Genomic DNA, 23,992 nt, shown 5'->3' on the forward strand with positions numbered 1-23,992 from the left:
GCCGGAGTGGTGGCCACGCGGAGCGATCGGGCGCTCGCTGAGGGTTAAGGTCGCGGAATGTGCACCAGTCCCCGCCCCCGCCGCCGTGCCCTCCGCGCCGCCGGCACCCTGCTCACCGCCGCCGGCCTGCTCATCTCCGGATGCTCCTCGGGGAGTTCGACGGCCGCGGTGTCGATGGCGGCGCTGCCGAAGTCGACCCCGCGGGCGCTGACCCCGTACTACGAGCAGAAGTTGGCGTGGCGCGAGTGCGGTGCGCCCGGCTTCGAGTGCGCCACGATGAAGGCCCCGCTCGACTACGACAAGCCGGACTCCGGTGACATCAAACTGGCGGTGTCCCGGAAGAAGGCCACGGGCCCCGGTCAGCGGATCGGTTCGCTGCTGGTCAACCCGGGCGGTCCGGGCGGCTCGGCGATCGGCTACCTCCAGGCGTACGCCGCGCTCGGCTACCCGGCGTCGGTCCGCGCCCGTTACGACATGGTGGCGATCGACCCGCGCGGAGTCGCCCGTAGCGAACCCGTCGAATGTCTCGACGGCAAGCAGATGGACGCGTACACGCAGACCGATGTGACACCGGACAACACGCGCGAGCGGGACGAACTCGTCCGGGCGTACAAGAAGTTCGCGGCCGGCTGCGAGGCGCGTTCGGCGAAGATCCTGCCGCATGTGTCCACGGTCGAGGCGGCGCGGGACATGGACGTCCTGCGGTCGGTGCTCGGCGACGACAAACTGACGTACGTGGGCGCGTCGTACGGAACCTTCCTCGGGGCCACGTACGCGGGTCTCTACCCCGACCGGGTCGGGCGGCTCGTCCTGGACGGCGCGATGGACCCGTCGCTGTCGGCGCGCGCGATGAACGAGGACCAGACGGCCGGGTTCGAGACGGCGTTCCAGTCCTTCGCGAAGGACTGCCTGAAGCGGACGGACTGCCCGCTGGGCGGCGCGGCGGGGGCGGGGGCGGCGGGGGCCGCCGGGTCGGTCAACGGGGGTACGCCGAGCGGTGGTCACGGTGGTCACGGTGGTGACGCACCCAGCGCCGGAGGCCGGCCGGCGGCGACGCCCGCGACGGCGGGGGAGCGTCTGAAGGCGTTCTTCCAGAAGCTCGACGAGAACCCGATCCCGACGGGTACGCCGGGCCGTGACCTGGGCGAGGCCCTCGCGACCACGGGCGTGATCGCCGCGATGTACGACGAGGGTGCGTGGCCCCAACTGCGCGAGGCGCTGTCCGCGGCGATGAAGGACAAGAACGGCAAGGGGCTGCTCGCCCTGTCCGACAGCTACTACGAACGCGCCGACGACGGCCGCTACGCGAACCTCATGTTCGCCAACGCCGCCGTGAACTGCCTTGACCTGCCCCCGTCCTTCACCTCGCCGGACGAGGTCGCCAAGGCGCTGCCGGCCTTCGAGAAGGCGTCGCCGGTCTTCGGCGACGGCCTGGCGTGGTCGGCGCTCAACTGCGCGTACTGGCCGGTGAAGGCCACGGGTAGGTCCCACCGGATCGAGGCGAAGGGCGCGGCGCCGATCGTGGTGGTCGGCACGACCCGCGACCCCGCCACGCCCTACCGCTGGGCCGAGTCCCTGGCCGCCCAGCTCGACTCCGGCACGCTCCTCACCTACAACGGTGACGGGCACACGGCGTACGGTCGGGGCAGCGCGTGCATCGACTCCGCGATCAACGACTACCTGCTGAAGGGAACGGCCCCACGAGACGGAAAGCGCTGCTCATAGCGCGTGAGAGCACTGCTCTCGGGGGGTGGTCTGGCCCCCTCCGGAAACTGTGTAGACTTGGCGCCGTTGCTGACCGCACCATGGTGCGAACCGGCGCGCCGCCTTAGCTCAGATGGCCAGAGCAACGCACTCGTAATGCGTAGGTCTCGGGTTCGAATCCCGAAGGCGGCTCAGCGAAACCCCAGGTCACATAGCCCGTGACCTGGGGTTTTCTGTTGCTCGGGGCATGGCGCGGCACACGGCTGAGATGCCGTGGGATTGCTTGCGTGAGCGATGCGTGAGCGGCGCCGCCCGGGGACCTACTTCTTGGGCTTGCGGCGCTTGGCCTTCTTCGCGGCCTTGCGTGCAGCTTTCTCGGCCTCGGCCTTGCGCTGGAGGGGGACGAGCTTCGCGGTCGCCTCGGCGGCGCTCCTGCCGACTTGAGGCAGGACGCTCTGATAAATGTCCCGCGTGATGCGGGTGTCGCTGTGCCCGAGGGTGTCCGACACGATCTTGATGTCGATGTCGGCGGCCAGCATGAGAGTTGCCGCACCGTGGCGCAGATCGTGCAGCCGGATCGGCGGGAGGCCGGAGGCGGCGACAAGGCGCTCGAAGAGGTCGGTCACCTTGCCGGGGTGGAGCCAGGAGCCGTCCTCCTGAATGAAGACGTGGCCTGTCTCGACCCAGGCCGAGCCCCACTCCTTGCGGTCCGCGTCCTGCCGTTCGCGGTGCCGCTTCAGGACGTCGACGGTGTCGTCGTCGAGCGCGACCACGCGGTAGCCGCTGTCCGTCTTGGGGTCGGATGCCTCGATCTCCCAGCCGTCCTGGACGAGTTGGGAGGAGACGGTGAGGGAGTTGGTGTCGAGGTTCGTCTCCGACCAGGGCTGCCCGCACGCCTCCCCGCGGCGCAGGCCGCGGAAGGCGATCAGGTGCCACATCGCGTACAACCGGTCCTCGGCGACGAAGTCGAGGAAGGCGCCGGTCTGCTGGGGCGTCCACACCATCACAGGCGACGGCTTCTCGCCCGTCTGCTCCCACTTGGCGACCCGCTCGTCCGTCCACACGAGCGCCTTCGGCTTGCGCACGGGATCGATCTCGACGTGGGCCGCCGGGTTGAACGTGATGATCTGCTGCCCGATCGCGTCGTTCAGGGCGGCGCGGAGCGTGGCTTTGACGTGCAGGCGCGTGGCAGGGCCGGTAATGCGACGGAAGGGCGGCATCTCGTCGATCGCGGCCTTCATCGCCTTGCGGCGGGCGCGGTGCTCCGCGCCCTTCCACGGCACCGTCGCCAACTCGTCGAGAGCGGCTCGCCGTTGAGCGTTCTGCTCCAGGATCTGGGCGTTGGCCTCGCGGATATCCGTGAACATCTCGCTGAGGTGGCTGACGCGCAGCCGGTCCAGGCGCCGGTGCCCGATGTGCGGCTTGAGGTGCACGCGGATGTCGGTCTCGTAGCGGCTCAGGCCGGACTTGCGTATGCGCTTGCCCGCCAGCCACCGGTCGAGCCATTCGGCCACGGTCAGGCTGCCGATGAGGTCCTGGCCGGCGTTGAGACGCCGCCTCGTCTCCTCGACGTCGGGCAGGGGAGCCTTCTCGCGGCTGAATTCCGCCAGCATGACGGCGATCAGTTCCGTGCCCTCGGGGTCGTCCGACTCGGCCAGCCCCAGGAGGGCGCGTACGTGGTCGAGGTCGGCCTGGGCGGCCTTGCGGCTGTCGTAGCTGCCGCGGGCGAAGGACCTGCGGCTGCCGTCCTCGCGGGGTGGCAGCTCCTGGCGTATGGAGTACGTGCAGTGGTTCCTGCTGTTGCGCTTCGGGCAGGACGTGCCGAGTTCCTTGCCGGTCTTGGGGTCGCGGCAGGAGCAGCGGCGGTAGGTGGAGCCCTTCAAAGATCATTCTCCTCGGTGTTGTCGGGATCGCTTCCGGGCGTTTCGACTGCGCTGACCACGTCGGGCCAGAGGTATGGGGGTGTGACGCCCTCCTCCTGGATGAAGGCGCGGATTCTTCGCAGGCGGCTCTTGGCTTCGTCGGCCGTCTCGGCGGCGTGTGCTTGGGCGCGCAGGGCCTCAGCCCTCCGATCCGTGTTCGGGGCGGTCGTGGCCTGGTAGCGGGCGTGCTCCTCGTCTTGTCGCGCGCGGCGCAGTCGCTCTTGGGCGGCGTGGTGGGCGCGGAAGTATCGGAGCATGTCGTCGTCGGTGCCGAGGTCCGTCTCTTCCCCGGTGAACCGGCGCAGCGCGTCCAGCGACGTGGTGGGGTGCTGGAGTGGGAGTCGCTGCACGTCGTCGACGTAGCCGACGGGATAGACGAGGCAGATGGGCGGGGTGTTCAGTGCCTCGGCCAGCACGATGACGTCGACCAAGGGCAGGTTGGAGCGGCGTCCGGACTCCATGTTGGCGATGACGTTGCGGGGGATCGGGTGGCCGATCTCCTCGCACTTGTCGGCCAAGTCCTGCGCGCTCCACCCCAGTTCCTTCCGTCGTCTGCGGACCTCGCCCGCCACGGTGGCCATGACCTGGTCCGCCCACTCAGGGACGTCGTCCTCGTCGTCGCCCTTCTCGTATCCATGGTCCGAACGGTGTTGTGTCATGTAGACACATTAGCTTGCCTAGCGTTGATTCCATGACCTGGAGACGGGCGTGATGGTCGCGTTCGCCGAGGGCTCAGTCATGAATGGAGCGCGTGTGCGAGAGAACGAACCGGTCGGCCGGGTGAAGGGGATGAGCCGCGAGGAGCTGTTGGAGCTTCCCGCGGCTGTTGACCTGGAGACAGGTAATCGGGCGCTGGGGCTGGGGCGGAGCAAGGGGTACGAGCTGGCGAAGCGTGGTCAGTACCCGTGCAAGGTGCTGCGGCTGGGTAACGCCTACCGGGTGGTGACCGCCGATCTGTTGACCCTGTTGGGGCTGGCGGCGTGAAGCGCCTGATGCGCAGCAGGCTCTTCTGCGCTGAGCTGACACAGAAACGCTGGACTGTGGCACGGCGTGGACGTACTGTCCGTGGTCGCTCGCGGTCCCGAAACCCCCGCGAGAAGAGGGAGAGCCTCCGGCGGTGCAACGCCGGAGGCTCCGAGACCCCCCAGCAATCCCATGAGAACCGACCCGGCGGTAGGGGCGTGCAAGCCCAACACCGCCAGACGAGGAGCCGCCTGGTGCAACCCGAGAACCCCGAGTCCTATTCCGCCCCCGCCCGAGCGGCCTGGCCTGCAACGGCCGTCCCCGGCCAGCCCGGCGCCCACCTGCGTGCCGCGCAGCCTGACAGCGCCGCTCCGGACCCGAGCGACGATACGGTCGCCCGCACCGCCGACGAGGCGGATGCGGCGAGCGGGCTGGAGGCCACACCCGACGCGGAGCCGACGGTTGGCTCGAAGCTCCTGGACGAACTGCGTGCGCAGATAGCCCAGTTCGTCATCCCGCCCTCACCGGAGGCGCTGGACGCGATCACCTTGTGGGTGGTGGCGACGCATCTCCAGCCCGCGTGGCAGCACGCCCCGCGTCTGGCGGTGGTGGGGCCGGCGAAGCGCTGCGGCAAGTCGCGGCTGCTGGACGTGCTGACCGAGACGGTCCACGATCCGATGCTGACCATCAACACCACACCGGCGGCCATCTTCCGCTCGATCAACGAGGAGGAGCCGCCGACGCTGCTGGTGGACGAGGCCGACACCATCTTCGGCCCGAAGGTGGCGGAGAAGAACGAGGAGACGCGCGGCCTGCTCAACGCGGGTCACCAGCGGGGTCGTTACGTGACCCGGGTCGTCGGCAACGACCACACCCCGCACAAGTTCGCCACCTTCGCCATGGCGGCCATCGCGGGGATCGGGGACCTGCCCGACACGGTCATGGACCGATCGGTGGTAATCCGGATGCGGCGCCGAGCGGAGGGCGAGAAGGTCAAGCCCTTCCGCTCCCGCCGTGACATCCCGGCCCTGCACGAGCTGCGTGACCGCGTCCACGCGTGGGCCAGGCCGTTGCTGGAGGAGGCCGCGAGCCTGGAGCCGGACATGCCGGTCGAGGACCGCGCCGCCGACACGTGGGAGCCCCTGGTGATCGTCGCTGACCTGGCCGGTGGGCGCTGGAACCGGCGTGCGCGGGTCGCCTGCGCGCGGATGGTCGCTTCCGAGGTGGCGGCCGAGGAGGACCACCCCAGCGGTGCGCGCATCCTCGCCGATATCCGGCGGGTCTTCTTCGCCCAGCGCGAGGTGGACAGCCTCTCCACGGAGGACCTCCTCCACCACCTGTGCCGAGACCCCGAAGCCCCGTGGGGGGAGCGAGGGCGCGACGGCCTGACCTCCCGGGAACTCAGCAGGATGCTGCGCGACTTCGACATTCGGCCCGGCAACGTGCGCATGGCCGACCGGACGCAGCGCAAGGGCTATATGCGCAACAAGTTCCTCGACGCCTGGCGGCGGTACTGCCCCACCGTCCATCCTGTCGACGCCGACCCCACTCGCGGCGAAGGCTGAACCGCACCCCCTGGTTGCCGTACTTGCCGTCCCTGCCGTGGTCTCGCAGGTCAGACGGCACACCGGCAAGACGTCAGCCAGGGGCAAGACGGCAACGCAATCGTCTCCCGGCGCGTTGCCCTCCGGGAGACGCTGGCCAGATCCGTCTTGCCACGTCCCAGGCGTCTATGCCGTATCGCCGCAGTTCATAGCCCTGCTTGCTAGGACGGACGGCGCAACGCAGCCGTCCCTTCAAGGGACACACCGACCCGGTAGGGCCCGCCCCGGACGCCCGCGTTCTTGTCCCGGCTCGGGACAAGATGCCGGTGCTGCTCGCCGAGACGGCACGTCCGGAGCGTTGACGTCCCGCGCTGACCTGCACTTGCAACGGCCGAGACGGCAAAGACGCCGCACACCGCTACCCCCAGGAGTCTTCCGCTTGACCGCCCCGCACCTCTCTCATGCACCGCAGCCGCAGCCGCAGCCGCAGCCGCAGCCGCAGCCGCAGCCGCAGCCGCAGCCGCAGCCGCAGCCGCAGCCGCAGCCGCAGCCGCAGCCGCAGCCGCCGTACAACCGGCCTGTTGAAGGGCAGCCGAAGAAGAGGGCTGCCGCCGAGCAATACGCGCTTGGCGCGGCAGGCATTGTCATCGTCGCCCTGACCGCCGGAGCGTTCTGGCTCTCCTACGCGCATCTGGCTGACGTGGCCGGCCAGCACGGGCTCGGAGCGTCGCCCATCCGCCGCTGGGCTTGGCCCGCCACCCTGGACGCGTTCATCGTCGCGGGCGAGCTGCTCATGCTGCGCGCAGCGCTGCGCCGTGTCACCGACTCTTGGGCGATCGCCGTGACCGCCGTCGGATCAGTCGGCTCCATTGCGCTGAACGTTGCCGGGGTCAGCGGCATCGGCAACGCCCGCACCGTCCCGTTCCTCGATTACGTGGTCGCCGCAGTTCCTCCGGCCGCCGCGATGGTGGCCTTCGGCGTCCTGATGCGACAGATCCACCAGCTCGTCGCACCGTCCGACGACTCCCCGGACACCGGTTCCGTACAGGCGAAGGGACCATCGGTCGGTGGCTTCAGCCACAGCCGTACGCCAGCCGCCGCTCCAGACGGTCCGCATGCCTCCGGTACTGAGCGGACGGAACCTGCGTCCCAGGTACCAGAGAGCAAGTCGAGCGGTGGACGTCCGCCGAAGGCGACAATCTCGGAGCTGGCGGATATCGGCCGGGCCACCGGTCACCAGCACGGCAAGCTCACTCGCGGTTTGCTCCGAGCGGCCGTTAAGGACCGAGACCTGACGATCGGCAGTGAGCGGCAGACCGAGGTGATGGAGCTTCTTCGGCCGGAACTCGAAGCTGCCGGGATCGAGGTCTCCAAGCGCTGAACGCAGCCCGCCGGGGTGACCGGAACCCTTCCGGTCACCCGGGCACCGGCCAGCCGCCCCGCACATTTCCACACCTGTGGACAGCACGACGACCTCGCCGGGCAAGGTACCTCCGCCGCGCCTGCCCAGCCGTACCTGGAGCATCTTCCTTGACGCACGACCAGCACCTGCCCGAAGACACCCCGGCTGAGTCACTCAGGTCGGGATCCTCCTCTACGCTGATGGCTCGTTGGCGCCGCGCATTCGGACGACCTGTTCCGGGCGGAGCCAGTAGTACCCCGAGTCCGACTCAAGGCCGGTCTTCGGGGGTCTCCGCCCCGGGGGTGGCGGAGACGGCTCGGCGCCAGGGGGCGCCGGACCGGGAGGTCGGTGCCGAGGGCGGCCCCGACTCGGACGAGCTTCACGCCGCCCAGCACCAGATCCTCCGCACCGCACCCGTCACCGAGCCGGCCGCCGGCGAGCGGGCGGTGCAGAGCGTCCAGTCGGCGATCCGCCGTTTCACCGGCACCAAGCGGACCACGCGCGTCGGCCCGCTGCGGTTCACCGGCGACGAGCACGCCGACCTCCAGGAGGCCGCCGCCGAACACGGCTACAAGGGGGAATCCGGCTTCGCCGCGGACATCGTCCTCGCGTTCATCACCGGTCGGTTCACGGCGAACTTGCCGCTGTCCGAGGACCGTCGTCGCACTCACATGTTCCGTGCCCAAGTGTTGCGCGAGCTCAACCGCATCGGCGTCAACGTCAACCAGATCGCCCGCGCCCTCAACAGCGACCTCGCCCCACCCGACATACGTCACCGTCTCAACGAGCTGCACCATCTGCTGGAACTGATCGCCGAGGTGTTGCGCGAACCCGCCGACCCCAGGAAGGACCAGGCCGCGTGATCGCCGCCATCAAACCGGCTGGAGCCGACACCCGCGGCCTGCTCGCCTACCTCTACGGTCCCGGCCGTCATGACGAACATTTCGACCCACACATCGTCGCGGGCTTCGCCATGCTCGGCATGCCCGATCCTGGTCGTAACCCCGAAGCCACCCTTACCCAGCTCGCCCGCCACCTCAACGAGCCGGTACATCTCCGGAACAGCGAGTTCGGCAAGAAGGTCACCGATCACGTCTGGCACTGCCCCGTCCGCGCAGCCCCCGAGGACCGGCATCTCGCCGACGCCGAGTGGGCCGACATAGCCCAGCGCATCGTCGAAGCCGCAGGCATCGCCCCGCCCGGAGACGACCTGGCCTGCCGGTGGATAGCCGTACGCCACGCGGACGACCACATCCACATTCTCGGCACCACCGTCCGCGAAGACGGACGCCGCCCCAAGCTTCACGACAGCGGTATCCGCGTAGGCGACGCCTGCCGCCAGATCGAGACCGACTACGGCCTGCGCCAACTGAAGAAGGGCGACCGCACCGCCGGACGGCGCCCCACCCAGGCCGAGATGCACAAGGCCGAACGCCTCGGCTGGGAGCAGACCAGCCGCGACTGGCTTCAGGACCGCATCCGCGCCGCCATCCCTCACGCCGGCAGCGCCGAGGAACTCCTCGCCTACCTCGAAGCCGACGGCATCGCGATCAAACCCCGCCGCGGACCGTCCGGAGACCTCCTCGGCTACGCCGTCGGCCGCCCCGGCGACCTCAACAAGGACGGCGAACAGATCTTCCACCCCGGCGGAAGGATCGCCCCCGACCTCACCCTCCCCAAGCTCAAGGCGCGCCTCGAAACCGCCGTGCCACAGGAACACCCCACCGCCCGCCGAGAGCGCCCCACCACCCCCTGGCACCAGGCCACCGGCGCCCTCGACACTCTCCACTCCGACATGGCCGACGACGCCGACGCCCAGGCCCACATCACCGCGCTCGGCGAACTCATCGAGGCCACCGCCCAGAAAGTCCCCGCGCACCTCCACGCCGAACTACGAGCAGCATCAAAGGCATTCGCCCGCGCCCAGCGCTCCCAGATTCAGGCTGAGAACCAGGCCGCCCACACTTTGCGCCGCGCGGCCCGCGACATCGCCCACACCGCCACAGACCCCGACGGCAGCGCCTTGGCCACCTTGCTTGCCGCCCTCGTTTGGGCCACGATCCTCGCCGCCCGGTGGCACGAGGCGAAGAACCACGCGCACCAGGCCGAAGCCGCCCGCCAGACCCTCCACCACCTCCAGAAGGCCGCCGATCAGGCCCTCACGCCTGTCGTCGGCGACCTCACCGGCCGCCAGCTCACCGAACAGGCTCGACGGACGCTTGCCCATGACGTACGCGCCGCCGTCCCCGACCACGCCGACCGCATCCTCACCGACCCCGCCTGGCCTGCCCTCGCCACCGTCCTTGCCGATGCCGAAGCCGGCGGCCACAAACCCGATCAGCTCCTCAAGGAAGCCGCCGCCCAGCGTGAACTCACCACCGCCCGTCAACCCGCCCGCGTCCTGATCACCCGCATCCAGCACACCGGTCGAAACCCCGTACCCAACCGTCGGGCCGAAGCGGCCCGCGGGACCACGACCATGCGAGTGTCCGCGACCGGCCCGTCGGCCGATGTGACTCAGCCCGCACCGCCTATGTCCCTCGCGGGATCGAAGCACCGTCCGCGCCTCTGAGACAGTTGACCGAAAGCGCGGACGCCAAGACCCGCCCTGGTCACGGGGCTCGCGCCGCAGGGGACGGCGGGCACCTGCGTGACCAGGGCGGGGGCTTAACCTCGGCGGAGGAACCTGCTCTGGCCCCGGTGTTTGCCGGTCCTCGTGCCGGAGGTCGGCTGTCCCACCGCGGCGGCTTCGCTCGGCCGGGGGGATCTTTCCGTACGATCCTCGCTGAGGAGGGACTGCCAGATCCGTTCCTGCAGCACGTGGATGCAGGGGCCGCACGCGTACATCGGCGCCTGGGCGCCGGCGACTCTGGCGGGGCCGATCCACAGAACGCGCGTCCACCGCTGCCCGCAGTAGAGCCAGCAGAGTCCGTCGACCCATTCGTTGCCGTCGTCGGTGGCCGCCGGTGCGGGCAGTCCTCCGCGGGCGAACGCGGCGATCCCAGGGATCACCCTGTGCTGTAAGGCGACTTCCGTCAGCATTGCTCGTCCACCTCCGCGCTCAACGGCCCTGGGCCGTCGTACCAGCGTCCCCCTGCTTCTCGGCGTCGGAGAACAGAAGGGTGGGTTCGGCGAGGATGTCGCGGCCGGACTCACTCTTGTAGATCTCGTCGACGCTGCCGAAGCGGGCTTCGGAGTAGTCGATGTCCAGCAGCGCGGCGGCCTGCCGTACCGACGCCTCGTCGGGGCCCTCGATCTCCAGGAAGGTGGGGAGGTCCGGCCAGGTGTCGAAGTCGAAGGCGACCTCGCCCAGGCGCCACTCCTCGCGATAGTTCTCCTGGTAGCGCACCTCGGTGAGGCCGACCCGGCGCAGGATGTCGGCCATGGCGTGCAGGTCGGTGACCTCGGTCTCGATCTCCTTGGTGCCGTCGATCGTCGTGGCGTCGGTGACCTGCTTGAGCGTGAGCGTCGAGCGGGTGCCCTCGTCCCGCAGCCGGATCCAGGCCCCGCCATCCAGGGAGTCGTTCTCGAAGATCTTGCGGGTGAGGAGCGTGCGGGGGAACGCCTGGACGGCGCCGAGGTCAGTCAGCTTGGCCTGGAGCCCGGCGGCGTCGACGGCCAGGAACTTCGCCTCGTACTCGTGCTTCATGGGTCCTTCTCTCAGAAGTGGTCGGTGAGGGTGGACGTGCGAGCTGCCATGAGCAGGCCCATGCGGTGGGTGTGGTCGTGCAGTTGGCCGACGTGAGGTCGCTCGGTGAACTCGTTGGTGCGCAGGGTGAGCAGGACCTCCCAGTCGCCGAGGAAGTGGTGGCGAAGGCGCTCTGGGGAGGTGTAGTGCTCGCTCATGTGGTGGCGTCTTTCGACGGGCATCATGAACTCAGCGCCGAACACACCGCCCGGGCGGACCAAGCGCTGCATGCGGTCGACGAACTCAGCGAGCGGGCGGTGGTGGTTGGCACTGTAATGCCACGAGCAACTCGTCCAGACCGCCTCGCACAGCGGGCCCAGGGGCTCGCCGTCGAGGAAGTCGTCCTCAACGACCTGTACGCGTTCGTGGAGTTCTTCGAGCTTCAGTCGGTCGATCAGGCCCAACGCGTGTGCCCGGCTGTCACCCGGGAGGTGGACGTCGCCCCCGTGGAGGGCGACCGCGTCGCGTTCGACGGCGACGACGTGGTAGCCGGCGGCGGCGAGGGGCAGGACGAACTTGCCATCGCTCGCGCCGACAACCGCGACGGTGGCGTCATGGGCGACGCGTTCCCGCAACGTGGCGAGGAACTGCGGGAAGAAGGTGAGGGTGTGCTCCCAAAGGCTCTGTGTCCGCATGGGACTGCGCTCCTTGCGTATCGGTGTCCGTGATCATGCGGAGGACCTCGTCGGGGCTGCGCCCCGTGGTGTCGACGCGATGCATCGGGAACGACTCGTAGGCTTCCGTCACCCGGTCCGTAGCGGTCTCGATCAGTGCGTCCCATCGCGATGCCGGCTTGTTCCGTCCAGCGAGGCGGCGCTGTCGTTCGTCCTCGTCGCAGACGAGGTGGTACGTGACGGGTGCCGGCAGTCGGCTCGGCAGGGTGATACCGAGGCGGGCGCCCAGGGCCCGGTGTGTGGCGAGGCACCGGGCGAAGTAGCTCTCGACGACGACAGGGACGCCTGCGTCGAGATGCTGCTGTATCTCCTCGGCCGCGGTGAACAGGGCGGAAAGGTAGAGACACATCCGTGCCTCGACGTTCGTCCCGTCGTCCACCGCGTGTCTGAGCGGCTGGTAATGGGATGGGACGGTGGAGACGAGGACGGCTTGTCGGGCGACGGCGAGCATAGGCGCCAGGGTGGACTTACCAGTGCCGCGTAATCCCTCCAGGCTCTCGAAACGCGGGTGTTCAGGCACGGCCGTACACCACGTCCGGCACCGCGAGAGTGAGCTCGTCGGCGGATGAGGGCTTGTGGACGATGCGTCCTGCCGCCTTCTCGTACCAGAATGCGTGCGAGTCCTTGCCCACGGCCTTGCAGGACATGGTCAACGCACCGCGCGGGTCCGCCTCGATGCGGTCGATCTCGCGGGGACCGTCGGACGGTGCGCACACCTGCGGCGCGCCGTGCTCGGAGAGGTCTTCGTCGACGATCACCTCCAGGGGGAGGTCGGCCGACGCGAGTTCTTCGCGGAGCCGGCCGTAGGCGGAGGGGGCGGTGACCAGCAGTTCGGGATGGTCGGCGGCGTGACCGACCGGCCGCAGGTGGTGGAGCTTGAGCTGCCGGACCCCGAGCTGCGCCAGGACGCCGGCGAGAGGGAGGACCTCGTTGATGTTCCGCGAGGTGACGGTCATGGTGGCACCCGTCGGAACGCGGAGGTCCCGCGCCAGGCCGAGCGAGTTCAAGGCGCTCTGGTAACTGCCCTGCCTGCGGATGCCGTCATTGGTCGATCCGACGCCCTCCAACGACACCCTGAGCAGGTCCAGGTACGGAGCGATCTCGGTCAGGCGGCGCTCGATCCGGTACCCGTTGGTGCAGATCTCGACGCGCTGGCCCAGCTCCTCCTTGGCGTGGCGGACGACCCGCGCGAGGTCCCGGTGGACGAACGGCTCTCCGCCGAGCAGAGTCACGGCCTCCGTGCCGTACTCGTCCCGCATCAGGGTGAGGAGGCTCGCGGCTTCCTCAGCGGTGAAGGCGTCGGCGTGCTGGAGCCGCTCGCCGTGGAAGCAGTGCAGGCACGTGAAGTTGCAGCGGTAGAGCAGCTGCAGGTACAGCATTCGGATCTTCCTGATCCCGGTGACTTCCCCGATCATGTCGGCTCCTTCGGCTGACTGCCTGTTGGGAGCCCGATAGTGGCTTTCCGGCCGGGGACCTCGTCACCGCGTTCAGGGACGGTCCGAGGACGTCCTGGGACGTTTTCAGTGACCTGCGAAGGACTCCATCATGCGGAGGACGCGCTTCGTGTCCGACAGGTCTGGCAGGACGTCAGCAGCGCCGGCCGCGGCCAGTTCCTCCGCCGTGTGGATGCCGGAGGCGACGGCGAGGATCCCGGAGCCCGTGGTCAGAGCTGCTTCGACGTCCCGCGGGGTGTCCCCCACAAGGACGGTGGGGACGTCGGCCGAAACACCGCGAAGTCGCTGCGCGCGCTCGCGAGCGACAGCGACCAGATGGGGGCGGAGATCGGCGTCCGCTCCGTAGGCGCCCACCGGCAGGTCCAGCAGCGAGTCGAGGCCGAACGCGGACAGCTTCACACGGGCGTTGTCGGCGATGTTGCCGGTCAGGATGGACGAGATCCAACCTCTCTGAACGGAGGCGGCCTTCAGCGCCTCATGGACACCGGGCAGGGCAGTCCCGCGCCTGCGCAGCTCGCCCAGGCGTGCTTCGCCCGCCTGGGCGAGCGCGGTCTCGATGAAGTGCCAGTCAGGTACGGGCAGCCCTTCGCGGACGAACATGTCGCGCATGATCAGTCGATCGGTACGCCCCTCGGTACGCGCCGGCTCCGTGGGCTCGCGTCCCGAGAGTGCCGCGAAGGCAGCGGCGTAGATCTCCTTGCTCACTCCCGCGTTCTCGATGAGGGTGTGGTCGATGTCCCACAGGACGAAGAGCTCCATGGCGCCAGAGTATGCAGTCGGCCGGGTTCCGCTTCAGCGACCGCGTCCCAAAACGTCCTTGCGCGATCACGTGGTGTGCCGATTCGATAGCTGCTGTGAACGACCGACTGCGCACTGTGCTCGGCCAACGCGGCGTCTCGCCCGACTCGCTTGCCGAGGTCTGCGAGGTAGATCCCAAAACGGTGAGCAGGTGGCTGGGCGGGCGGATTCCCCATGCCCGGCACCGCTTCCGCGTTGCGCGACACCTGCGGGTGGAGGAGACCTTCCTCTGGCCTGAGCCGTCCAAGCGCCCCGGCCGGCCGCGGGACGGATTAGGCACCGAGCTGGTCGGCACCTACCAGAACCGGGCCAGCGTGCCCCGGGACGTCTGGCTCGCGCTGCTGCGAGAGACTCGGCACGAGATCGGCGTCCTCGTCTTCTCCGGCACCTTCTTCGCCCAGTCCAACCCCCACGTCGCCAAGATGCTCTCCGAACGTGCCGTCAAGGGAGTGCGGGTGCGCCTGTGCTTCGGCGACCCGGACGGGCAGGCAGTCGCCATCCGGGGCCACGAGGAGGGAATCGGCGACACCCTCGCCGCCAAGATCCGCGCCTCGCTGACGTACTACCGTCCGCTGCTGGGCGAGGCCGGGTGCGCCGTCCGGCTCCACGACACCACGCTCTACACGTCCATGTTCCGCTACGACGACAACCTGCTCGTCAACCCCCACATCTGGGGACAACCGGCCAGCGCCAACCCGGTGCTCCACCTCAAGAGGACAGACGAGACAGGGTGGTTCGACAACTACGCTCAGAGCTTCGACACCGTCTGGGCCGCCGCGCGGTCGTGGGCACCCGACCAGGAGAGGACCGCCAACCATGGGCAGGACTGAGTACTACAACGACCCGACCGCCCCGAAGGCGAACACCCTCATTCCGGCCAGCAACCTTCTCGTCGTTGACGAGACCGGGGCCATCCTGCTCCAGCGACGCCGCGACACCGGCCAGTGGGCGCTCCCCGGCGGAGCCCAGGACATCGGCGAGACCGCGGCCGAGTGCGCGGTGCGCGAGTGCCTGGAGGAGACCGGGATCATCGCGGAGCTCACCGGGTTTCTCGGTGTCTACACCAACCCGAACCACATCGTCGCGTACACCGATGGCGAGATCCGCCAGCAGTACGAGAACACCTACATCGGCCGGCCCGTCGGCGGAGTGCCCACGATCAACGACGAGGCTGACGGCGTCCGCTTCGTCCAGCCGGCCGACCTCGACCAGTACGACATCCACCCGAGCATGCGCCAGCAGATCGGGGACTATCTCGCAGGCACCTACCCCTACCTAGGCTGAGCCACCAGTGCCACTTCCACTCGCTCCACGGAGGCAAAAATCTCCGGTGCCGCCCGGCGGATGAACCGCCCGACCACGCTGTCGTCCCCGTAGCGGCTGCGGATCTCCGCGACCCGGTCCTGCGCGGTGGTCCGGCCCCCGTCGGGCGTCGTGGTTATGTCGCAGTACACGAGGGCATCCACCAGCAGCGGCTCCTCCAGCAAGGGGAACTCCGTCGCGAGATCCTCGCGCAAACCGCGCTCCTCGGCCTCAAGAAGCGCAAACGAGTGGTTCGCAACCAACCGCACCAGCCGTTCGTCCGCACCATGCTCTTCCCGCAGGAACCGGGCCCCGTCGAGCGGATGGAAACCCGTCTCCGCCAGTCGGGGCGCGTAGCCCACGTCGTGCAGCACCGCGGCCGCAGCAAGGAGTTCAGCATCCCCTCCCAGGAAATGGCCCAGCCCGGCCGCACGCGCCGCTACCCCCTGCGAATGCGCCCACCGCCGGGGCAGCACGCCGCTTAGCTCCTTCTCGGCTACTTGCCTTGCCCACGACAGCATCGTTTCGTCCATGGTCCGTCGATGCCCAGTGCGGCCCAAGATCAGTCCCAGGTCCGAGCCGGGCACTGGTCATCAACTGGATGTGGGGCGCCAGGAGCCAGCCTGCGTATCCAGGCCCGGCACGCATTCTGAACGATCTGTTCCGCATGCAACTCCGTCCTGCAAGGTGGCAGAGACTGGAGATCGAGACCTCCGTCCTCCTCCACGCAGCCCCCGAGCTGGTCCGAGACGGCTTTGCAGCCGCGGACCACGATGTTGACCCCACCTGTTCCTCCTGGTTCAAGGCGTGAGCGCGTACGCCAGATCTGGTGTAATCGGCTTCCCGTCCCTCGCTACCGCAGTCAATGGCAGAGCTGTGCTCGAAAGCATGGCCACCAGCTTCGCAGCGCATCTCAGCGTCCTCGGTGAGGGGCGCTGAGGCCAGCGGCGACAAGTGCATGGTCCCGGTTGTCAGGATGGCGCCCTGCTGAGCCCGATGATTGCGCTGTACTGACGTTCCACAGGCACCGGCCCAGTCAGTGAGTAAAGTTTGGGCGGTTCGGATTCATTGACTTTCCAGCACCGTGATAGCACAGGGTGACTGGCGTGGCGGATGGTGGTTGCCGTGAGCATGGAAGAGCTTGCCCAACAGGGGTACCTGACACCTGACGGTGTGAGGGGCAAGCGGTTCGGCGACTTCGAGGTCCTGGAGCTTGGAGCCACAACAGTCGCGAGGCTCGCCAAGGCTGGCTTGGACTTCACACCGGCGAGCGCCGTTACGTTCCCCTGTGAGCGCTACAAGGCTCCGAAGCGAGCCAGTCTCGTCAAGCCCGATAACGTCTATATCCACAGGGTCGCTGGCAGGCTTGTGCCGATTGCTGTCGCCGAGTGGAAGGACAAGACACGTCTCCGCAAGAGCACTGATGAACTGGCTGCGGCGGAACAAGCGGTAGTCGGTGCGCTCGCAATGGGTGTGCGTCTGGCCCTCACAACGGATGGTGAACGATTCCGGTATATCGATGCAGCGGCCTCCGCTGCGGCGGGAAAGATCGTAGAGATCCCGGAAATTCGCGATTTCACGCCATCTGTGCTTTCTGACCTCTATCGAGGCGAATCGGATGTGGAGCGCGATCCGCGCCCGCTTTCCGAAAAAGTCTGGCAGATCATCTGGCAGACAACGAAGGCAGAGCCCAAGGACTGTCTGCTCACCTTCGTTGAGTTCTTCATGCTTAAGTTTCTGTCCGATAACCTTCCGCTCTCAGTGCTTCCCGCGGACTATCGATTCGATGTCTTGCTTTCCGACCCTGAGGAGTTTGCTCGGAACAAGGGGTGCACCCAGATCGAATACTATGTGAATAGTATTCGGCCTCGAATCAAGCAGGTGTTTGCGGAACGTCTGGTAGTCGACGACGAGAAGGTTCGAAACGTCTTCGGCCTCGCGACCATTACCTCGTACACGTCTGTCATCAACGGGTTCGCCTTCCTGCGCTCGTCGGTCACAACCACGATCTCGTCCTACAATCGCACTTTCTGTGAAATTCTGGACGAGTTTCAGAATTTCGGAGCTCTGACCAATATTGACCCAGAGTTCAAGCTCCGCCTGTACGAGACGTTCCTGAAGCGATCTGCTCGCCAGCAGCGTCTCGGGCAATTCTTTACGCCCCGAAATATCGTGAAGCCGATGGTGAAAATGGCGATGCTTAATGCATTGCCTGAAGACTCGGTGGTCCTGGACCCTGCGGCTGGTGTTGGCGGCTTTTTGTTGGAGCCGCTGCTTTTCTCGGATGCACTTCCTGGGAATGTGACGTTCGTTGATGGCGAGCCTCGGCAGCGAGTCAAGCTGGTAGGTATCGATGTCGACGCCTCCACGAACATACTGGCGAAGGCCAATATGTTGCTGCACCTCGCCGAGTCCGTGCGCGACCCGCAGACTACGCCAGAAGCCTTGAACCAGGCCCTGGTCAACACGTTCATTCTGATGAATGACAACGAGACCCTCGGAGGGCTGCTCTACCCGCCTCGGGACTCGGTGGATGTCATCCTCACGAACCCCCCTTACGTGACGCAAGGGTCTGCTGTCTACCGCAAGGAGATCGAGCACGTAAAGGGTAAGAAGAATGGCGTCTACCTGGAGCAGTACTACGACACGGGTGGCCTTGGGGTAGAGGCTCTATTCCTTCGGTATATCTCTGGCGCGCTTAAGCCTGGCGGTCGGGCGTTTGTTATCGTCCCTCTCGGCCTGCTCAACCGCACCGCTCAAAGGATGAAGAAGGAGCTTCTGCGGGAATGTAATATTCTTGCAAGTATTCAGCTCCCTCGAAATGCTTTCTTCAATACGGCGCAGCCGACGTACATCCTTGTTCTTGAGCGTCGTAAGGTGAAGAAACAGTCGCGTCCGCCAGTTTTCTGCGGCATTGCGCGTAGCATCGGGGAGACGCTTGATTATGAGCGAGTCCCGACCCCTGATGATAACGATCTCGCCGCTCTGGCCGATTTGTTCGTCCACTATGTGAATAGTGGGCTGTCGGGGCCTGTGACCCGTCCTGTGCGGTACGAGGAATGCGCCTTCGCGAAGATCGTGCCCGCCAGTTCCTTCGCTCCTGATGAACGGTGGGATGTGATCCGCCACTGGACGGATGTAGAACACATCGAGCTTGGTGAGCGCTCGGACACAATTGAGCGCGGTGAATTTATCGATCTGGCGACTGAGACCTTGCAGGAGCTGATCGACGACCTCCGTCAAGCCAAGGAGGAGCTTGCCCTCCTCCAAAACGGCGACGTTAAAGAATTCGCACTGTCGGATGCCAGTCGATTTCAAGTTCGCTCGGGAATTAGGATCAGGAACGTAGACCTGCGCGATAATCCAGGTGACGTTCCCGTCTATTCGGTCTTCACTCGCCCTGAAACCACTAAGGGGATGATTGATCGTGAATGGCTGGCGGAGCGCGGAGTTGAACCGGAGCCGTATCCGTGCGTGACCGTGATGGCCACGGGGGCGTCAGCTGTCGGAACGGTGTTCTATCGCGAGGCCAACTGCGTCATGACCGATGACGTGGTCATCGTGCAGTCCTGGCCAAAGCCTGCATCGGACGGCCAGCTCGAACTCGACGATGAGACCTCGGAGGACGCCGGCAGCGAGAACACCGACGATACGGAGCCCCCGGAGCACGACATCGATCTCGGGTATCTCGCGGTTGCCTTGGCGCAGACGATCGCGCAGGGAGGCTACCTCTACGAGGCGAAGCTCTACACGAAGCGCGTTGCCCAACTGACGGTCGAGGTCCCGGTCGACGCCGAAGGCAAGCCCGACCTTGAGAGGCAGCGGCAGATTGCCGCTGTCGTGAAGCGACTGGATCAGATCCGATCCAAGCTGCAGGAAACGGGCATTTGGAGCAAGGGTGTTCGCCTGGCCTGATCGGCCCGGAGAGGCTCCGTGCGCTCGGTCGACTCGCGGCGCGCGGAGCACTTGCGTGAGCGCTGCGTGAGCGGACTGCGTGGCATGGGGTGGACTGGGTGGCACCCCGGGCGAGCCGCCTATGTCGCTGACCTGGGGAAACGGGATTCTGCGGCATCGTTCGGCATCAGCTGGGATGATCTTGCAGGCCCTCGTAATGCGTAGGTCTCGGGTTCGAATCCCGAAGGCGGCTCAGGATTTGGCCCAGGTTGGATAGCCTCTGACCTGGGCCTTTGCTTTTTCTGGGGCAATTCGTGTGGGTGGGATGCCGTGATCGTCAGCGGTGGGTGTGAGTCCGGTGGGTTGTTCAGGGTCTGCGGTTGTGGAAGGTGTGGCGTAGGTCGGTTACCCAGGCGTTGGGGTTTTCCCAGGGGATGAAGTGGCCGCCCTGGTCGTGGGCGTTGACGTTGACGTGGTTGAACCATGCGGACTGCGGGCCGGTCTTGAATGCCCGGACGCGTTCGTCGGCGGTGTGGATGCCGGGTGGGTTCTCGTAGGTGACTAAGGTGAGGCCGACCGGGGCCTGTACGACCGGGGTGCGGTCGTGGGCGGGAACCCAGGGGTAGCGGTTGGCGTTGGCGTAGTAACGCATCGATGTGGCGATGGAGTTGTTCACCCAGTAGATCGTGGCGTGGGTGAGCAGGTCGTCCTTGGTGAAGACGGACTCGACGTCGCCGCCGTTGTCGCTCCAGGCGTTCCAGCGCTCCAGCAGCCAGGCGAGCAGTCCGGCGGGTGAGTCGCTCAGACCGTGGGCCAGGGTGGCGCCGTCGAGCATGTGCACGGTGAGGTGGGACGCCGAGCGGTGGTCCAGTTCGATGATGCGGGCGTGGATGTCGGCGGGCTGGTCGTCGGTGAGGGGGCGATTCCGGGCGAAGTCCCAGGCGCGGGGGCCGGTGAAGAAGTCGAGCGGTAGTCCGGAGCCGATGTGGATGCCGTACAGCTCGTCGGCGTACTTGTGGCCGAGTTGGCTGGAGACGATCCCGCCGATGTCGCAGCCCCCGGCGGCGTACTTCTCGTATCCCAGGGTCTCGGTCATCAGGGTGTGCCAGAGGTCGGCGACCTTCCAGAAGTTGACGTCCGGGAAGCCGGTGAGCGGGCCGGGGAAACCGAAGCCGGGCAGGGACGGCACGATGACGTCGAACGCGTCGGCCGGGTCACCGCCGAACGCGGCCGGGTCGGCGAGCCGGTCGATCACCTTCGACCAGTGCCAGAACGTCCACGGCCAGCCGTGCGTGAGGATCAACGGGATCGGGCGGGGGCCGCGGCCGGGCTTGCGCATGAAGTGCACCGGGACGCCGGTGACGTTCACCTGGTAGTGCTCGTAGACGTTGATGGCGGCCTCGGCCTTGCGCCAGTCGTAGCCGTCCCGCCAATGGGCGACCAGCTCACGGAGGTAGCTGTCCGGGACGCCGTAGGACCAGTCCTCGTTCCCCTCGTCCAGCGGCGGACGGGTCAGGGTGAGACGGGCGCGCAGGTCATCGAGTACCTCGTCGGACACGTGGATCGGGGTGGGCTCCAGCTCCAGGGGGAAGGCCGGTGGGGTGGTCATGGCGCGGCTCCTTACTGGGAGGGATAAGCGGTGTCGGCTGCCTGGGCGCTTCCTGCCTCAGTGGCTTCAGTGCCTTCAGGGTCGCAGAGGCCGCCGGAGCCAAGGAGCGGCGCGACGTCCAGGAGTGGGCGGCATCGTGTACCAGCGCTGAGCCCGGTCGCCGGCCTCTGTGGACGTCGTCAGTCGCCCGTCAGTTCCTCGGCTGCGTTTCGGCCGGCGTTGGCCGTGCGGTGGAGGAAGTCGGCGAGGCGTTCGAGTTCGGTGGCGTCGTAGTCGGCGCAGATCTCGTCCACGGATGAGTTCATCCCGGCGAAGAGCGCCAGTAGTTCGGCGTTGCGTTCGCGTAGGGCTCGGATCAGGGAGGCGCGGCGGTCGGCCGGGTCGCGGTCGCGGGTGATCCAGCCGGCGCGTTCGAGTCGGTCGAGGACCCCGGTTGTCGTGGCGGCGTGCAGGCCCGCTCGTCGTGCCAGGGCGGTGGGGCTCAGTGGACCGTGGGCGTTGATGAGGTCGAGGCAGTCCAGGTCGATGTCCTTGAGTCCGAGGCGGGTGCCGACCTGGCGGTTGAGCAGAGTCAGTTCGGCGCCCAGCTCGCGTAGTCCCTGTTTGACCTCGACCGTTGCTCGCCGTCGGCGGCCGGCGGCGTCCCCGGGCGTAGATGTTACGGAAGTCATAATGTACGCCTCTCAAATTAATATGCTACGGTTCTCGTATATTACGGCACCCGAACGATCGGGGGTCGGAGTGCGGAGCGAGGGGGCATCGACATGTTCGTGGTGATCGGAGCGACCGGGAGCGTCGGACGTGACGTGGTGAAGCTCCTGCTGGCGGCCGGTGAGGAGGTGGCGGCGGTCAGTCGCGATCCGGCCGCCGATCTGCCCGGTGGTGCGCAGGTCGTGAACGGGGATCCGTCCAGGCCGGACAGCCTCACCGCGTTGCCGGACGGCGTCGACGCGGTCCTGCTCAGCCCGCGCGCCGTCAGGGGAGCCGCCGCCGAGCTGCTGTCGCTGGCCGCGGCCCGGGGCGCGCGGCGGGTGGTGGTGCTGTCGGCCGCGACCGTGGAGCACCCCGCCGGCCACCGGCGGTTCGCCGACGAGTTCAGAGCGGTCGAGCAGGCCGCCCGGGACTCCGGTCTGGACTGGACGTTCCTGCGGTGCGCCGACTTCGCCGCCAACGCGCTGGCCTGGGCTCCACAGATCCGCGCGACCGGCGTCGTACGCGGCGCCTACGGCGACGCGGCGACCTCGCCGATCCATCAACGCGACATCGCGGAGGTGGCCGTACGGGCACTGGCGGACCCCGAACACGCGGGGCACGCCTACGTACTTACCGGGCCACAGTCGCTCGACCAGCGCGACAAAGTCCACCTCATCGGCGAAGCCATCGGCCGGGAGCTGTCCTTCCAGGAACTCGAACCCGAACAGGTCCGCCAGGCCATGCTCGCCCAGGGCCTGGCGGAGGATCTCCCCGACCGGCTCCTCGGCTCCCTGGCCGACTACGCGAACACGCCGGGCCCGACCACGGACACCGTGGAGCAGCTCCTGGGCCGCCCCGCACTCACCTTCGCCGCGTGGGCCACCGACAACATCGCCGCCTTCGCGAGTCCGGCCCGCTCATGAGCCCGCGACCGCGACGGGGAGGAACGAGCGCGCCGGACGGTCCGGTTGTCCAGGTCGCGCGGTGGGCGAGCCTGCTTTTCTCCGCAGGGACAGTTCGAATACGAGCAAACGCGAGCACGGCCGCGCCGGTCCGCACGCCGTGAGCGATCTGCCAGTGATCACGTACGGTCGCCCAGTCCGCGGGCGGCGCCCGCGCATTCCAGTCGAGCTGGTCGGCGTTGACGGGCATGTTGATCACGGGCGTCAGGGCGAGGATCCCGACCAGCAGGGTGAGCGCCGTCAGCGCCGACCAGGGGGTGCGCCGTCGCGCCCTGAACGTGAAGGCGATGAGCAGTGCCGTACTGACCAACGCCGGCAGGAGCGGAGCCCTGATCGCCCATGCGACGGGAACATCGCACGGCACCCACGTACGAGGGAGCGCGGCATGAAGGCGATCGAACTGTCCGCGGGGACGATCGAGTACGAGGACACCGGCGGCGACGGCCCCACGGTTGTGCTGTTGCACGGGCTGCTGATGGACGCCTCGTTGTGGGACGGTCCGGTCGCCGACCTGTCCGCCGACCACCGGTGCGTGGCACCGACACTGCCGCTCGGCGCGCACCGTCGCGCGATGCGCGCCGACGCCGATCTGTCGCTGCCCGGGGTGGCACGGCTGGTCACGGAGTTCCTCGACCGCCTCGATCTCCACGACGTCACCCTTGTCGGCAGCGACACCGGCGGAGCACTCGTCCAACTGCTCATGGGCGACAGCGGCGGCGACGGTGCCGCACGCGTGGGACGGGTCGTGCTTGTCTCATGCGACGCGTTCGACAATTTCCCGCCAGGGCTCACCGGCAGGACGCTCGTGCTCACCGGCAAGCTCCCGCCCCGGCTGTTCGGGCTGTTCATGCGGCAGATGAGGCTGCGACCGCTGCGGCGCCTCCCGATCGCGTTCGGGTGGCTGACCCTGCGCGGAGACGCCGCCACCGCCCGGTGGACGAGGCCGGTCATGAGGCAGCCCGAGATCCGCCGCGACGCCGTACGAACACTGCGAGCCGTAGCGGCGGACACCGGCCTGCTGCTCGCCGCGGCCGAACACCTGCCGAGCTTCAGGTACCCGGCCCTCGTGGTCTGGGCGAGTGGCGACCGCGTGATGCCACCCGAGCACGGCCGACGCCTCGCCGAACTCCTGCCCCACGGACGGCTGGTCGAGGTACCGGACAGCTACACCCTCGTCCCCCTGGACCAGCCGACCGAACTCGCCCGACTCATCCGGGAGTTCACGCCCGCGTCGAGTGCGTGCCGCTGAACCTCCAGTGCGCGGGTGAAGGTGTCGTCCCAGGTGGGCCGGCAAATGGCGTGGGCCGGGCGAGGGCGGAATCAGGAGGCCGGAGCCGTGAAGTAGCCGTGAATACCCTGTGGGAGTGATGTCGGTGGGGCCGC

The 23,992-nt window shown here is 67.7% G+C and carries 24 protein-coding genes and 1 tRNA gene; 13 read left to right on the forward strand and 12 right to left on the reverse strand.

The window, feature by feature from the left end:
• Positions 1–57: 57 nt before the first annotated feature.
• Positions 58–1,725: an alpha/beta hydrolase gene (locus tag ACFVT5_RS25880; protein WP_389892560.1), complete on the forward strand. Its 1,668-nt coding sequence runs from the start codon at positions 58–60 to the stop codon at positions 1,723–1,725.
• Positions 1,726–1,822: 97 nt separating this feature from the next.
• Positions 1,823–1,896, forward strand: a tRNA-Thr gene (locus ACFVT5_RS25885).
• Between the two features lie 128 nt (positions 1,897–2,024).
• Here ACFVT5_RS25885 and ACFVT5_RS25890 read toward each other — a convergent pair.
• Positions 2,025–3,587 (reverse strand): tyrosine-type recombinase/integrase, encoded by a 1,563-nt coding sequence (locus tag ACFVT5_RS25890; protein ID WP_389892563.1) that lies wholly within the window; start codon positions 3,585–3,587, stop codon positions 2,025–2,027.
• Complete coding sequence (locus tag ACFVT5_RS25895; RefSeq protein ID WP_389892565.1) at positions 3,584–4,285, reverse strand: helix-turn-helix domain-containing protein; 702 nt, start codon at positions 4,283–4,285, stop codon at positions 3,584–3,586. The genes ACFVT5_RS25890 and ACFVT5_RS25895 overlap by 4 nt, the downstream gene beginning before the upstream one ends.
• Before the next feature lie 79 nt (positions 4,286–4,364).
• Here ACFVT5_RS25895 and ACFVT5_RS25900 point away from each other — a divergent pair, with 79 nt between their 5' ends.
• The 5 genes from ACFVT5_RS25900 (at position 4,365) to ACFVT5_RS25920 (ending at position 10,107) form a co-directional block, all read left to right on the forward strand.
• A complete protein-coding gene (locus ACFVT5_RS25900) occupies positions 4,365–4,610 on the forward strand; it encodes a hypothetical protein (RefSeq protein WP_389892976.1) in 246 nt (81 codons plus the stop codon).
• A 233-nt stretch (positions 4,611–4,843) separates the two neighbouring features.
• Positions 4,844–6,154 carry a DUF3631 domain-containing protein gene (locus ACFVT5_RS25905; RefSeq protein ID WP_389892568.1) on the forward strand — a complete coding sequence of 437 codons (1,311 nt, stop codon included), beginning with the start codon at positions 4,844–4,846 and terminating at the stop codon, positions 6,152–6,154.
• A gap of 418 nt (positions 6,155–6,572) precedes the next feature.
• A complete protein-coding gene (locus ACFVT5_RS25910; protein ID WP_389892571.1) occupies positions 6,573–7,514 on the forward strand; it encodes a DUF2637 domain-containing protein in 942 nt (313 codons plus the stop codon).
• A 323-nt stretch (positions 7,515–7,837) separates the two neighbouring features.
• Positions 7,838–8,398, forward strand: a complete 561-nt coding sequence (locus ACFVT5_RS25915) for a MobC family plasmid mobilization relaxosome protein (RefSeq protein WP_389892574.1) — start codon at positions 7,838–7,840, stop codon at positions 8,396–8,398.
• Positions 8,395–10,107, forward strand: a complete 1,713-nt coding sequence (locus ACFVT5_RS25920; protein ID WP_389892577.1) for a relaxase/mobilization nuclease domain-containing protein — start codon at positions 8,395–8,397, stop codon at positions 10,105–10,107. The genes ACFVT5_RS25915 and ACFVT5_RS25920 overlap by 4 nt, the downstream gene beginning before the upstream one ends.
• A 95-nt stretch (positions 10,108–10,202) precedes the next feature.
• Here ACFVT5_RS25920 and ACFVT5_RS25925 read toward each other — a convergent pair whose 3' ends face one another.
• From ACFVT5_RS25925 to ACFVT5_RS25950, 6 genes are all read right to left on the reverse strand, one after another.
• Complete coding sequence (locus ACFVT5_RS25925; RefSeq protein WP_389892580.1) at positions 10,203–10,577, reverse strand: hypothetical protein; 375 nt, start codon at positions 10,575–10,577, stop codon at positions 10,203–10,205.
• A gap of 19 nt (positions 10,578–10,596) precedes the next feature.
• Entirely contained in the window at positions 10,597–11,184 is a 588-nt protein-coding gene (locus ACFVT5_RS25930) for a class IV adenylate cyclase (protein ID WP_389892583.1), read from the reverse strand.
• Between the two features lie 11 nt (positions 11,185–11,195).
• On the reverse strand, positions 11,196–11,858 hold the full coding sequence (locus ACFVT5_RS25935) for an SAM-dependent methyltransferase (protein ID WP_389892585.1): 663 nt from the start codon (positions 11,856–11,858) through the stop codon (positions 11,196–11,198).
• A complete protein-coding gene (locus ACFVT5_RS25940) occupies positions 11,776–12,348 on the reverse strand; it encodes a hypothetical protein (protein WP_389892588.1) in 573 nt (190 codons plus the stop codon). Before ACFVT5_RS25940 ends, ACFVT5_RS25935 begins: the two co-directional genes overlap by 83 nt.
• Positions 12,349–12,409: 61 nt before the next feature.
• Positions 12,410–13,312, reverse strand: a complete 903-nt coding sequence (locus tag ACFVT5_RS25945) for a radical SAM protein (RefSeq protein WP_389892591.1) — start codon at positions 13,310–13,312, stop codon at positions 12,410–12,412.
• Positions 13,313–13,417: 105 nt separating this feature from the next.
• Complete coding sequence (locus ACFVT5_RS25950) at positions 13,418–14,110, reverse strand: haloacid dehalogenase-like hydrolase (RefSeq protein ID WP_389892594.1); 693 nt, start codon at positions 14,108–14,110, stop codon at positions 13,418–13,420.
• A 95-nt stretch (positions 14,111–14,205) separates the two neighbouring features.
• Here ACFVT5_RS25950 and ACFVT5_RS25955 point away from each other — a divergent pair, with 95 nt between their 5' ends.
• The gene (locus ACFVT5_RS25955) at positions 14,206–14,979 is read left to right on the forward strand and encodes an XRE family transcriptional regulator (RefSeq protein ID WP_389892597.1); all 774 of its coding nucleotides are present in this window, start codon (positions 14,206–14,208) and stop codon (positions 14,977–14,979) included.
• Positions 14,966–15,433: an NUDIX hydrolase gene (locus ACFVT5_RS25960; RefSeq protein WP_389892600.1), complete on the forward strand. Its 468-nt coding sequence runs from the start codon at positions 14,966–14,968 to the stop codon at positions 15,431–15,433. The genes ACFVT5_RS25955 and ACFVT5_RS25960 overlap by 14 nt, the downstream gene beginning before the upstream one ends.
• On the opposite strand, the gene ACFVT5_RS25965 is transcribed toward ACFVT5_RS25960, so the two are convergent.
• A complete protein-coding gene (locus ACFVT5_RS25965) occupies positions 15,421–15,984 on the reverse strand; it encodes an HD domain-containing protein (RefSeq protein ID WP_389892603.1) in 564 nt (187 codons plus the stop codon). The genes ACFVT5_RS25960 and ACFVT5_RS25965 overlap by 13 nt on opposite strands.
• A 598-nt stretch (positions 15,985–16,582) precedes the next feature.
• On the opposite strand from ACFVT5_RS25965, the gene ACFVT5_RS25970 reads away from it, so the two are divergent.
• Complete coding sequence (locus ACFVT5_RS25970) at positions 16,583–19,366, forward strand: class I SAM-dependent DNA methyltransferase (RefSeq protein WP_389892979.1); 2,784 nt, start codon at positions 16,583–16,585, stop codon at positions 19,364–19,366.
• A 346-nt stretch (positions 19,367–19,712) separates the two neighbouring features.
• Here the strand turns inward: ACFVT5_RS25970 and ACFVT5_RS25975 are convergent, their stop codons facing one another.
• Positions 19,713–20,954, reverse strand: coding sequence for an epoxide hydrolase family protein (locus ACFVT5_RS25975; protein ID WP_389892606.1), 1,242 nt, complete (start codon positions 20,952–20,954; stop codon positions 19,713–19,715).
• 179 nt (positions 20,955–21,133) lie between these two features.
• On the reverse strand, positions 21,134–21,625 hold the full coding sequence (locus ACFVT5_RS25980; RefSeq protein ID WP_389892609.1) for a MarR family winged helix-turn-helix transcriptional regulator: 492 nt from the start codon (positions 21,623–21,625) through the stop codon (positions 21,134–21,136).
• 93 nt (positions 21,626–21,718) lie between these two features.
• Here ACFVT5_RS25980 and ACFVT5_RS25985 point away from each other — a divergent pair, with 93 nt between their 5' ends.
• A complete protein-coding gene (locus ACFVT5_RS25985; RefSeq protein ID WP_389892612.1) occupies positions 21,719–22,570 on the forward strand; it encodes an NAD(P)H-binding protein in 852 nt (283 codons plus the stop codon).
• On the opposite strand, the gene ACFVT5_RS25990 is transcribed toward ACFVT5_RS25985, so the two are convergent.
• Complete coding sequence (locus ACFVT5_RS25990) at positions 22,509–22,904, reverse strand: anthrone oxygenase family protein (protein WP_389892981.1); 396 nt, start codon at positions 22,902–22,904, stop codon at positions 22,509–22,511. The genes ACFVT5_RS25985 and ACFVT5_RS25990 overlap by 62 nt on opposite strands.
• Here ACFVT5_RS25990 and ACFVT5_RS25995 point away from each other — a divergent pair.
• Together ACFVT5_RS25995 and ACFVT5_RS26000 are read left to right on the forward strand one after the other, a co-directional pair.
• A complete protein-coding gene (locus tag ACFVT5_RS25995; protein ID WP_389893019.1) occupies positions 22,840–22,998 on the forward strand; it encodes a hypothetical protein in 159 nt (52 codons plus the stop codon). The genes ACFVT5_RS25990 and ACFVT5_RS25995 overlap by 65 nt on opposite strands.
• A complete protein-coding gene (locus ACFVT5_RS26000; RefSeq protein WP_389892615.1) occupies positions 22,995–23,858 on the forward strand; it encodes an alpha/beta fold hydrolase in 864 nt (287 codons plus the stop codon). Before ACFVT5_RS25995 ends, ACFVT5_RS26000 begins: the two co-directional genes overlap by 4 nt.
• Positions 23,859–23,992 lie beyond the last annotated feature (134 nt).

Origin of the sequence: Streptomyces sp. NPDC058001 (genome assembly GCF_042886315.1) — a bacterium.
Lineage (GTDB): Bacteria > Actinomycetota > Actinomycetes > Streptomycetales > Streptomycetaceae > Streptomyces.